Annotated in this window: 10 protein-coding genes and 1 pseudogene; 2 read left to right on the forward strand and 9 right to left on the reverse strand. The window is 61.5% G+C overall.

Features of this window, described 5'->3' with window-relative positions:
- The 3 genes from P3W85_RS15470 to P3W85_RS15480 all read right to left on the reverse strand — a co-directional run.
- A partial coding sequence (locus P3W85_RS15470; RefSeq protein WP_276265447.1) for a tripartite tricarboxylate transporter substrate-binding protein occupies positions 1–718 on the reverse strand: 718 nt, incomplete at its 3' end.
- Positions 719–747: 29 nt separating this feature from the next.
- Positions 748–1875 carry a porin gene (locus tag P3W85_RS15475; protein ID WP_276265448.1) on the reverse strand — a complete coding sequence of 376 codons (1128 nt, stop codon included), beginning with the start codon at positions 1873–1875 and terminating at the stop codon, positions 748–750.
- Between the two features lie 81 nt (positions 1876–1956).
- A complete protein-coding gene (locus P3W85_RS15480; protein ID WP_276265449.1) occupies positions 1957–3393 on the reverse strand; it encodes an NAD-dependent succinate-semialdehyde dehydrogenase in 1437 nt (478 codons plus the stop codon).
- 1172 nt (positions 3394–4565) lie between these two features.
- On the opposite strand from P3W85_RS15480, the gene P3W85_RS15485 reads away from it, so the two are divergent.
- Positions 4566–4838 carry an efflux RND transporter permease subunit gene (locus P3W85_RS15485; protein WP_346430267.1) on the forward strand — a complete coding sequence of 91 codons (273 nt, stop codon included), beginning with the start codon at positions 4566–4568 and terminating at the stop codon, positions 4836–4838.
- A 367-nt stretch (positions 4839–5205) separates the two neighbouring features.
- Complete coding sequence (locus tag P3W85_RS15490; protein WP_430869554.1) at positions 5206–6732, forward strand: argininosuccinate lyase; 1527 nt, start codon at positions 5206–5208, stop codon at positions 6730–6732.
- 226 nt (positions 6733–6958) lie between these two features.
- Here the strand turns inward: P3W85_RS15490 and P3W85_RS15495 are convergent, their stop codons facing one another.
- From P3W85_RS15495 to P3W85_RS15515, 6 genes and pseudogenes are all read right to left on the reverse strand, one after another.
- Positions 6959–7930, reverse strand: a complete 972-nt coding sequence (locus P3W85_RS15495; protein ID WP_276265450.1) for a helix-turn-helix transcriptional regulator — start codon at positions 7928–7930, stop codon at positions 6959–6961.
- A gap of 158 nt (positions 7931–8088) precedes the next feature.
- On the reverse strand, positions 8089–8271 hold the full coding sequence (locus tag P3W85_RS45535; RefSeq protein WP_430869555.1) for a hypothetical protein: 183 nt from the start codon (positions 8269–8271) through the stop codon (positions 8089–8091).
- A gap of 47 nt (positions 8272–8318) precedes the next feature.
- Positions 8319–8624 (reverse strand): tripartite tricarboxylate transporter substrate-binding protein, encoded by a 306-nt coding sequence (locus P3W85_RS15500; RefSeq protein ID WP_276265451.1) that lies wholly within the window; start codon positions 8622–8624, stop codon positions 8319–8321.
- A 275-nt stretch (positions 8625–8899) separates the two neighbouring features.
- Complete coding sequence (locus tag P3W85_RS15505) at positions 8900–9967, reverse strand: porin (protein WP_276265452.1); 1068 nt, start codon at positions 9965–9967, stop codon at positions 8900–8902.
- Between the two features lie 102 nt (positions 9968–10069).
- Positions 10070–11011: a PDR/VanB family oxidoreductase gene (locus P3W85_RS15510; RefSeq protein ID WP_276265454.1), complete on the reverse strand. Its 942-nt coding sequence runs from the start codon at positions 11009–11011 to the stop codon at positions 10070–10072.
- Positions 11011–11632 (reverse strand): annotated as a pseudogene (locus P3W85_RS15515) (aromatic ring-hydroxylating dioxygenase subunit alpha); the annotation flags it as partial. The gene P3W85_RS15510 and the pseudogene P3W85_RS15515, both read right to left, overlap by 1 nt.

Raw genomic sequence — 11632 nt, forward strand, 5'->3', positions numbered from 1 at the left:
CGCCGGCTTCCTTCAGGGTGGGCACCGTGGGCAGCAGTGCGCTGCGCTTGCTGCCGGAGGTCGCGAGCACGCGAACGCGGCCGGATTTTTCCAACTCCAGAACTGCCGATACAGGTGCGACCAACATGCCCACCTCGCCCGATAGCAGTGCTTGTTTTGCCGGGGCGTCGCCGCGGTATGGCACGTGCACCAGCGGGGCACCGACGGACTTGCCGAACATCAGCCCGAAGAAATGCGGCAAGCTGCCGGCGGCGGGGGAGGCGAAGTTGGCCATTTGCGGATTGACGCGGGCCGCCTGGGCCAGTTCCGCGATTGATTTTGGACCGTTCGTCGCATGGACCACGATCGCTAGGTCGAACATCGCGAGGAGCGCTACCGGTTCGTAGTCCTTGACAGGGTCATAGCGCAGGTTGTCGTAGGTATATGGAAACGTAATCATCGTTGCCAGGGGCGCCTGCATGATGACGCTGCCGTCGGGCGGTGCGGCCTTGACCGCCTCCGCGGCGAGAATGCCGCCGGCGCCTGGCCGGTTCTCGACGACGACACTGCGATGCAGCAACGGACGCATCTTCTCCGCGGTTAGCCGCGCCAGCACGTCGCCAACGTCCCCGGCGGGAAAACCTACCAGGTACTTGAGTGGCGGAGCCTCCTGCGCTGTCGCAGCCAATGCGCTCACGCTCATGGCGAAAGCGAGCAGCAGTTGATTCAGGCGTTTCATGACTTGTCTCCAGTAATTCTTGTGTGGGATCAGAAGCTGTGGCGCATGCCTAACTCGAGGCCGCTGGATTGACGTCCGGGGCTCGGGGCGACGCCGCCGGTGACCAGGTACGCAGCCTGACCCCGGTTGGCAATGCGGGCATAGGTGCCATAGAGCGATGTGCGCTTGGACAGGTTGTAGACATAGCCGATGGCCCAGAGACTCGCATCGTTGGCATTGCGCTGCGAGCCATTCGCGTTGGTCAGCGCGGAACTGCTGCGGTCGTCCAGGCGTGCATAGCTCAGACGCAGCCGGCCCGCCTGGCCAACGGGAATGTGCGCGCCGACCTCCAGCGTGTGTTTTCTCACGTCGCCGCCAACAATGCCAATCTTGGACAGGTTGTAGAGCGCGAACAGTCTTGCGACGCCCAGATCCCAGGCGGCGCCCAGATTGCCATGCGTGTAGTCGCCGAGCGTGGTGGTGCTGGCATAGCGGGTGCGTCCCAGGGCACCAGCGATGTCGAAGGGGCCGGAACTCCAGCCCAATCGGCCACTGACCATGTTGCCATCGCTGGCGTTCCCTGTATTCGAGGGGTTCTCGCCGCGAGCGACCATTGCCATGCCATAGAGCCCACCAAGGGTGGGAGGCAGCCAATAACTGATGCTGTTGCTGGCAACGACGGTCGTGGGTAGGTTGCCTGTGCCCACGGTCGAGAAGGTGAAAGCGGCTGCTCGTGCCACGCCATTCGCGTTGAACGGGTCGAACTCGAAAATGTTGTAATGCGTTGGCACAAAGTCCCGGCCCATGCGCAGTTGGCCAAATGGACCAGAAAAGCTGACATAGGAACGGCGATTGAAGGTCAGGCCGCCGCCGCCCGTGAAGCCGTTGGGTTGGTTATTGGTATTGGTGAGTTGTCCGGAACCGGTGTCTGGGTTCAGACCACTCTCTAGCCAGAAGCCCGCTTTGAGCCCACCGCCCAGATCTTCCGTGCCGCGAAACCCGAATTGGCTTGCGCCAAGCCCTGAGGAGGACATCGTCGTGGCGGATGTACTGCCGCCTTTCGCATACATCACGCTCAGGTCCATCACGCCAAAGATCGTGACAGAGGATTGCGCGCTGGCGCCACTGCATAGCAGCGCCACGGTGATGCCGCATGTGGCTGCGGTCTTGGCTTTCATGTTTGTCTCCTTCTTGTAGTGTGAAAAACGGGGGCGTGCGTGAAGGTGCCGCTTGGAAGAGAGGCGGAACTCTCGACCTGTTCAGTCGCAGAGCAGGGACACAGACTTGGTGGTGGTATAGGCTTCCAGCGCTTCGGGACCACCTTCGGAACCGAAGCCGGAATCTTTGACGCCGCCGAAGGGCAACTCCGGCCAGGCCAGCGCCGGCTGGTTGATCCACAGGAGGCCAAGTTCGAGTCGCTGGATCAGTCGATGAGCGTTTTTCAGGGAGCGGGTGAAGGCGTATCCCGCTAGACCGTAGGGCAGCCGATTGGCTTCGGCGATCGCCTCGTCCAGGGTCTGGAAGCGCCGTACCGCGGCCATCGGCCCGAACGGTTCGTCGTTGAGGACGCGGGCAGTCAGCGGTACATCGGTCAGTACCGTGGGCGCAAAGAAATTGCCCTGTCCGCCTATCCGATCGCCGCCGGTGGCGAGGTGTGCCCCCCGCTGCACCGCATCGGCAGTGAACGCCTCCATGGCTGCCAGCCGACGCTCGTTGGCCAGCGGCCCGAGGGTCGTGCCTTCACCCATTCCATTGCCGAGCTTCAGACTCTGCGCATGGCGTACCAGCTCGCACACGAATTCATCATGAACTGAGTCATGAACCAGAAAGCGCGTCGGCGCAATACAGATCTGCCCGGCATTGCGGAACTTGGCGGACGCGCTTGCGCGCACCGCAAGCCCGATGTCGGCGTCCTCGGCCACGATAACAGGCGCGTGTCCGCCCAGCTCCATCGTCACGCGTTTCATGTGCGCCCCGGCGAGCGCTGCGAGCTGCTTGCCCACGGGGGTGGAGCCGGTGAAGGTGACCTTGCGTACTGCTGGGTGTGGAATCAAGTGCCGGGAGATCTGGGCTGGGTCGCCGAACACCAAGCTGATGACACCCGCGGGGATTCCGGCATCGACGAAGGCGCGAACCAGCGCCGCGGGCGCGGCAGGGGTTTCTTCTGGCGCCTTGACAATGATGGAACAACCGGTTGCCAGCGCTGCCGCGACTTTGCGCACGGTCTGGTTAATCGGGAAGTTCCATGGCGTAAAGGCTGCCACCGGCCCGACCGGCTCACGCAGCACCAGTTGTTGCACTGCCAAACTGCGTGCAGGCACGACTCGGCCGTAAACCCGGCGCGCTTCCTCGGCGAACCATTCGATCACGTCGGCAGACATGCGCGTCTCTGCCATCGCCTCGCTCAGCGGCTTGCCCTGCTCTAGCGTCAACATGTGTGCGATGGTTTCAGTGCGCTCGCGCATCAATTGCGCCGCGCGGCGCAAGGCGTGGCTACGCTCAATAGCCGGTGTGTAGCGCCACGTCTCGAATCCCCGGAGTGAGGCATCCAGCGCACGGTCCAGATCGATGATTCCCGCATGCGCTACGCGGCCAATGGTCTGGCCCGTCGCAGGGTTGAGCACGGGCAACGTTCGGCCTTCTACTGCGTCGCACCATTCGCCGCCAACAAGGAGTTGGGTGTCGGGATAGGTCATGATGATGTCTCCAGTTCTTCCACTGCCATGGGTGGTTCGAATGGAGTCATCTTCATGACTGGGAACCTAATTGTTGAAAACAATGAGGGTGAGGACTTTCCCGTAGCGGCATTCAATAGAATCTCGGCCACGATCTCCATTGAAATGCTAGGCGCGATCGCTTCTGAGCGAACTTCGTCCGCCTCTCAAATCTCCAATCGGTGCTTTTGCTGAGTGAGTTCGATTGCGAGCGGCGCCAAATCTTCCTTAGCTCGTTCAAACCGAGAGTCCGCACGCTGGCGACGGATGGTTGCGGGCCTGCGGCCAGCGTTGCGCGACGAACGCTTCAACTGCGATCATTCGTCGGTTACTAAAGTCGCGATGCTCTTGGGGGGCAAGCATCTTGGCATGTTCGCCAAGGTGTATCGCGATGCGTTCGGCGAGTTGCCATCGCAGACACGTGGGATGACGAGGCGATAAGGAGGCTCCAGTTCCGCCGTCGACGGATACCCGTCGCTCGGTTGAAGCAAAAAAACAGACGATCCGTCGCTCCCCGCGGGCGGATCGTCTGGGCGCTATCAGCAGGAACCTCGCAGCGCGGATACTAGATATGCCATATCTGGCTGACTACCCTGCCATCGATCGGGCAATCGAAATGCTTGCGCATATTGAGTGTGTCGTGCGTTATTTTGACATTTAGGCGAAAAGAAGGCGATCCGCCACATGGAGACATGGGTGTGGCGGGTCGCCTTTCCGTCAACCCCGCGTTTGTGACGGCACGTGCGCGTATTGAGGTGCGCGGCACCCCCGACAGCCTCGTCGCGCTCGGCGGCATGGATTCAGCATGGTAAGAGTTTGAGCCCCCTGAGCCCTAAGAACGAAAAAGCAGACGGAAACTGAAAAGAAAAAGGGAAGGAAAAAAATGAGAAGAGCACTGACTGCACTGACCGTCGTCGCAACCCTGTCTGCCTGCGGAAGCGGCATGGACAATCCCGGAACCGCTCCTACGCCGCCGGCCCCAGCCAATCCCCCAGCACCACAACTTTCCGCTCAAGCAGCGAAAACGCTCTCAGTTCAGAACGTGGAGTTCGCACAGGTCGCGTCGCTTGACGTCTCCGATCTCGGGCTCCCCGTCAAGATGCATCAAGCCAGCATTACGCTCGCATCCGGCGCCATCCAAAGCCTGACTGCCAATGACGATGGATCTGATGCGCGGGGAAGACAAAGCCAAGGCGGCCGACGCGATGCTAGCGGCCAGCGTCACCCGCTTCCGCCCCATCATGATGACTACGCTGGCAGCGTTGCTAGGCACAATGCCTATCGCTCTGGGCATCGGCGCGGGTGCGGAATTCCGGCGTGCATTAGGTATTGCGGTTGTGGGCGGGTTGGTATTCTCGCAGCTATTGACGTTCTACATCACCCCCGTACTCTTCATTGCGATGGAAAAACTTCTCGCGCGTCGGTGATGACGTCCCAAAGGATACCTGACCTGTGGCTACAACGATCTTCATCATGACGTGCCGGCGCTTACTCGCTCGGTCAAGACCGAATACGAGCGCTGGCGTCGTTCGCGCGTGAGCTGATGCGCGGCGAGGACAAGCCACACGATGCCGGCGTGGTAGCTGGGCCGAAGAGCGTTTCGTGCATGGGAGCGGTCCGAGCGACCAACGCGCATAGCGGTCACACTGGGACCCACACTCAGGACATCGACGTACCGGATGTGTGGGCACCCTTTTACAAAGCTTCTAGAAGTGCCACAGACGTTGCACTCCGAGTGGGCATTATTATAAGCTGGCCTTAAGCCGACGAGAAACGACACAACGGAGGAGATCCATGACCATTACTCAACCAAAGACCCGAGCCAAATGTCTGCTCAGGCTGACTGCGCTCGCTCTGCTGACAATGTCAACCTTTCCGCCCGCCGTGGCCGCTGAGGGCGGCGCGAACCGCGACGCCTTCTTTTGGCTGGGCGAGATCAACAAGGCCTCGGCCGTGATCAATACCGACGAAGGCCTGCTGGACCGGTCTCTGGCGCCGCGCGTGGCCGGCGGCATCGCGACGGTGCTGGCCAATGGCGACAAGCCTGGCGGCAAGCGTCCCTCGACGGTGATCACTTTCGAGCCGCTGATGATCCAGGCGGCGGGCCAGGAGGTCACCTTGATCCATGCGGGGCGTTCCAGTCAGGACATGCTCGCCACCGTACGGGTGGCGATGCTGCGCGAGGAAGTGCTGTCCCTGGCTGATCAGCTCAACAAGACTTCCACCACCATGGTCAAGCTGGCGCGGCAGCATGTAGGCACCATCGTGCCGAATTACACGAACGGTGTGGCCGCGCAGCCAAACAGCTACGGGCATTACTTGCTCGGCATCAACACGGGGTTGCAGCGCGACGCTCAGCGCTTGCGCGAGGCGTACCAGCGAATCGACCGCTCGCCGATGGGCACGACGGTGCTGAATGGCACAGGCTGGCCCCTAAACCGCGCCAGAATGGCGAACTACCTGGGCTTTTCCGCGCTGGTCGACAATGCCTATGACGCTTCCCAGATCAGCTCGGTGGACCTGCCCGTGGAGGTTGGCTCCATCGTCACCGGCATCGCGTTGCACGCGGGCAGCTTCATCGAGGACGTGATGACCCAGTACGCGCAGCCACGCCCGTGGATCCTGCTGCAGGAAGGCGGCGGCAACACCTATGTGTCCAGCGCAATGCCGCAGAAGCGCAATCCCGGATTGCTGAACTCCACCCGGGAGAAGGCGTCCACCGCGATCACGCTGGCCATGGGGCCGGTGATCCGCGCGCACAACCTGCCACCGGGCATGGCCGACGCCAAGGATGCCCTCACCAACGGTCAGATGGTCCAGAGTGCCACCACAGTATTGCAGGGCCTTGATCGGATCATGACCGCCCTGGTGATTGATCGCGAGCGCGCGTTGCAAGAACTGGACAGAGACTGGACCGCCTCGCAGGAAGTGGCCGACGAACTGATGCGCAAGTATAAGCTGCCATTTCGCGTCGGGCATCACTTCGCCTCGAAGCTGGTCGACTACGCCAAGGCACACGACATCCGGCCCAGCGTCTTCCCCTATGCCGAGGCGAAGCGCATCTATGCCGAAGCAGTGCACGACTATGGCAACACCGAGTTCCCGATGAGCGAGGCGGAATTCCGCGCGGCGCTGGATCCGGTGTCGATCGTCAACCACAGGGTGACATCCGGCGGGCCGCAGTCGGTGGAGATGGAACGCATGCTGAAGGCATCGGAACAGGAATTAGCGAAGCAGGATGCCTGGATCAAGGAGCGACGAGGGGCGATCGATGCGTCGTTGGCGCGGCTCGATCGGGATTTCGATAAGCTGTCGAAGTAGGGCGAGGCCGTTGTGGCCGGCTTTTTGCGGTACGGCGCGCGATGACCCTGCCTGCGGGCAGGGTCATCGGGATGGCAACGGTATCGCATCGGGTTGGCAGTGCTGCGAGAGCTTTATGGCGGGATGTGAAACGAGGACCGAGAATGGCAGTCACAGTTGACGGCGAAAACGAAGAGGTATTCAAGTGATCTGACAGACGTGGAGTGGGTGGCTCGGTGGAACCTCCCTAACGCCTCGTAATCCGACGCGTCTGCGACGGCAACTCGCCGAACGCATCGCGATACACCTTGGCGAACGTGCCGAGGTGCTTGAACCCCCAGCGCATCGCGACTTCAGCAATCGATGCATGATCGCCGTGCAGGAGTTCATTGCGCACGCCCTCCAGGCGGATGCGCTTCAAGTACGCCATTGGCGTGGTGTTCTTGAACGTGGCGAATCCCACCTGCAGGGCGCGCACGCTGACGCCAGCGGCCTTGGCGATATCCTCGACGAAAATGCTGTCCCGCGCATAGGCATGGATGAACTCGATCGCGGATCTGACGTGCCGTGGTGACGGTCCCGGCGCCCTGCCTAGCAGCCTGTCAGAGTAATTGTGCGGCAAGCCCTCCAGGAAGGCCCCTACGGCAACGTCACGTATGCTGGCCGCCGTGGCCATCGCCGTCACCCTGGATCCGTCATCGCCGAAACAAGACTGCATCAGCTGCATCACCGCACCACCCAGTCTCACCCCGTCCGACTCCGGGGAAACCTCCGCCTGGAACATCAGAGGGCGCGTCACGGGTGTTTCCAGCAGCGTCGATAGCCGCTGCGTGATATCGTTCGCGCCGACCAGCAGTATGTCGTAGCTGCCCGCCTGCCATTGCCATTGTCTGACCTGCGTCGCTTCCAGAACTGCGCACGCGCCTGTTGACCAAGCGCGCTCCTGTTGACCAATCCGTGCCCGCAGCCCGCCCTCGTGGAGCAGCACCAGCGCGTAGCCGTCGAACGGACTGTCGAACCGGAATCGAACGCCCGTTGTCGTCTGAATTTGATGCGTCACCGCTCCGCCGGCGAGACTCGACGCAAGCCGCACGTCAAGATGATCTCCCCTCCCCGATTCGACCGCGACGTTGCCCCGGATCGATCGCAAGCGCGCCGAAAGTTCGTCGGCGTCGCTTGCGATAACCGTCTCGGCGTGAATCTCTGCTCTTTCGGTCATATTTACTTGCCAATCACGCGCACTGCTGGGGCGAGTCGCAAAGACGGTGTGCATACCTGAACGATGCGCTTTATTCTCATCATTCCCTCCTCACTTCCTGAGATCAAATTCTGGCAAAAATTGTAAATTAAAGACATTCACACCCTATTTCGATTGATCTAATAAAAGGAGGGCAGAAGCGTCGGCCAACGGAATGATCCTCCCGACTTGCACGTGGGGAGCTTTCCGGGGGTGGCCAGGATGCCGCCGTCCACTTCTTCAACCACTGCGGCGACAACCACTGCGGTGTTTCCCTTGTAAGGCACATGATTCCCCTTCAAGTGAGCCATTTCGCTGAACAACTCCGTCGCCAGATGTCCAGGGCTACCGCTACTTCCCGACCCAAATATCAGCCCTTGCTCGTGCCGCCGGAGACCAGATCGGCCATGATCCTGATGCCTATGCCAGCATTCATTCCTGCCAACAAGCCAGAAGAAGCGAGGATCAGAACGGGCTTGAGATCGCTCGTCTTGAAGGCGATATTCTTGTAGATGTGTGGGTTGATGATGAATGTGGTGTCGATCCCGATAAAGACGGTATAGCCATCCGGGGGACTCTCAAACAGCAGCCTTTTCCCACCCGCTTTCACAAGCGTGCTGGCGCTAAAGCGCTCGGGTGATACGGATGGCGACCCAGTTCTAAGCGGGGTCACCACGATCTTGCCTGCGTTGCCTTCCGTGCCCGCAGCCGGCCACGCTTGCAAGCGGGCCGGCAGGTGTTTTCCGCAGGTTCACGAGCAGCGGAAGCTGGCCGCATCGTTGATGTCGCCCGTGCCCTGGTAGCGCGCCGTCCTGGGGTACGCGCACGGCGGGCGGGTGCGGTCCTTTGCGCCTGAGCCCCAATCCGAGGGCACCTCGGTGTTGGGCACGGCATTGCTCTTGCCACGCGCGGTGGCGGGGCGGAGCGGGTACGCCGCCCGCAATGCGTTGATTAGAAGATGTGTTTGATGCCAGCAATGATGCCGGTTTGCCCAACGCCCGGTGCGGCAGTCGTTGCATTGGCCACGCCGAACTTCGAGCGCCCCCTGTTGTCCATGTATGAGCCAAGGAGAAAAACGTCCGTGCGCTTTGAGAGGCTGTAAACGGCCTGCAGCGTGTAACTCGTTGCAGAGTCGTCGGAGGCTCGTCGATCCGTTCGATAGATCCCGGCACGTAGCGTTAGCGCCGGCATGATTGAGTAGGACGCACCTAACCAATAGAGATCAGATCGGAGTCCGGGAGTGGCGAGATCGCCCTGCAGGTAGCGATAGCCAGCCACCGCGATGAACGGCCCGCTGGTGTAGATGAGGCCCGCAGCATAGCGACGCTCAACGCTGTTTGCGGTGGCGAGCGATGTGCCACGACGCTGGTCATAGACCAAGGCCATGCCAAGTCTGCCGGCGGTGTAAGACGCGCCGGCGCCGATTTCCTGTCCAACGCGTGGTGCACCAGGAACTTCGCTGCCTCCAGAAATGGTTGAGTCGTAGCCAGCGCTATACATCGCGCTGAGCGTTAGGTTGCCGAAATTTCCCGTGTACTTGATCGTGTTGTCGGCAATACCCGAGAAGTGTGTATCGTGAGATAGCACGGAATAGGTTGCGTAGCGAGTCGTATCGAGCGGAATGAAAATGTCCCCAAGGATGTTGTACTGGCGTCCGAGGGTAATTTGTCCCCAGGGGCCCGCTATGCCGACAAAGGCCTTGCGGCCGAACAAGCGGCCACCCTGCGCGGCCATGCCAGTATCGACAAAAAAGCCGTTCTCAAGGACAAAGATTGCGCTCAGCCCTCCACCCAAGTCTTCTTTGCCGCGCAGTCCCCATCGGGAGGCCGCACTATTTCCGGATTTAACACGATATGCTGACCCGGATCCGGTTGTCCCCGCATGGCTGACATATTCGATACCGGCATCCACTACCCCGTACATCGTCACGCTCGATTGCGCTTGTGCTGCAGAAGCAAGCAAACCTCCTGCAACTGCGGCAATTAGGTTCCTCGTCATTTTTTTCAACGTCTCCTCCATATCATCTTTTTCTGGCCTCCTAGGCACACTGGAGACCCTCTCATTTCCGGTTTTTGCCCGGTGCACCGGTACTTGTGATGCAACTCCGCAGAATCTCAACAATTACAAGTCGAGTACCAACATTGCGCTCTTCGCGCGCGAACAGCATGGTAGGAACTGGTTGTTCGCAACACGTTCCTCGTCGGTTAGATAGGCATCACGATGGTCCGGCTCGCCCTCGAGCACGCGCGTCAGGCACGTGCCGCAGACCCCTTGCTCACACGAGGTCTGGATCTCTATGCCGTGCGCGGCCAGCGCCTGCACCACAGTCTCGTCCGGCGCGATGTCGACGATCTGACCGGTGCTCTGCACCTTCACCTGGAAAGCTACGCCGGGGACGGACTGTGTTTCCGGCGCCGCGAAGTACTCGCGATGCAGGTTGGATTCGGGCCAGCCGGCCGCTCGGGCCGCGTCGAGCACGGCGTTCATGAAGCCAGCCGGACCACAGACGTAGAGATGCGTGTCGGGGCGCGGCGCGGCGAGCAGTAGCCGCAGGTCGGCATATTGGCCTTCGTCGTCGTGGTATAGATATGTGCGCTCGCGCAGATCGTCCAACGCGAGGCGCTCGCGAAATGCCGTGCGGGCCGCGCTGTGCGTACAGTAGTGGAATTCGAACGAGGCACCTGCGTGCGCAAGGCTCTGCGCCATCGCGAGAATTGGCGTCACACCAATGCCGCCCGCCAGCAACACCGAGTGCCCGGCGTCAGCCTGCAGCGGGAAGTGGTTCTTCGGTGCACTGATCTCCAGCATGTCCCCGACTGCGAGCGCGTGCATCGCGATCGACCCGCCGCGCGAGGCGGGGTCGCGAAGCACACCGAGCTGATAGCGGTGTGTCTCGGCTGGATCGTTGCACAGCGAGTACTGGCGCAGCAAGCCGTTGCCGAGGTGGACGTCGATGTGGGCGCCGGCAGTGAAGGGCGGCAGGCTGCCGCCATCGGCAGCGACCAGTTCGAAGACGGCGATGCGGTCTGCCGCGTCCGTCTTGCTTGCGATCCGGACCTGCATCATGCCGCTCCCGTCGGCGATGCGGGCTGTGCCTGCTCTTGCGCGATCAGCCGGTCGAGGATGCGGCGGGCTTGCACGCCACCCGCATCGATGTTGAGCTTCAGCAGCTTGCGTTCGGGATGCGCCAGCAGGTTGCGCTGCTGGGCCTCCAGCATCTCCAGGTCCTCGGCGAAGATCTTCCCCTGGCCCTCGCGGATTGTCGCCGTCAGCTCGGCGTCCTCGGGCCTGAAGTTGCGCGCCATGCCCCAGAAGTACCAGATCGAGGTCTCGGTCTCGGGGGTGATGAAGTCCACCACAATGCTCGACGCCTTGTGCTCGGGCGCGGCGTCGTAGCCGCCCTTGCCGGCGTGCGCCACGCCCACCTCGATCATCACGTTGCTCGGCGGCGTGAAGCGGCAGATCTGCCAGCGGTCGCACGGCACGTCGCCGGCCAGGCTATTGCCACGCAGCGCAGCGGCCCAGAACGGCGGCGGCAGGATGTCTTCCATTTGGCGGCTCGTGACGACCATGTCGCCTTCAACGCGGGTCGCCGGTGCAGATTCCTCGATCTCGGCCTGGCCGATGCTGGATGCATGCACGTAGGTCTCGTGCGTGAGGTCCATCAGGTTATCGATCATCAAG

It is taken from the genome of Cupriavidus basilensis, assembly GCF_029335485.1.
GTDB lineage: Bacteria > Pseudomonadota > Gammaproteobacteria > Burkholderiales > Burkholderiaceae > Cupriavidus > Cupriavidus basilensis_E.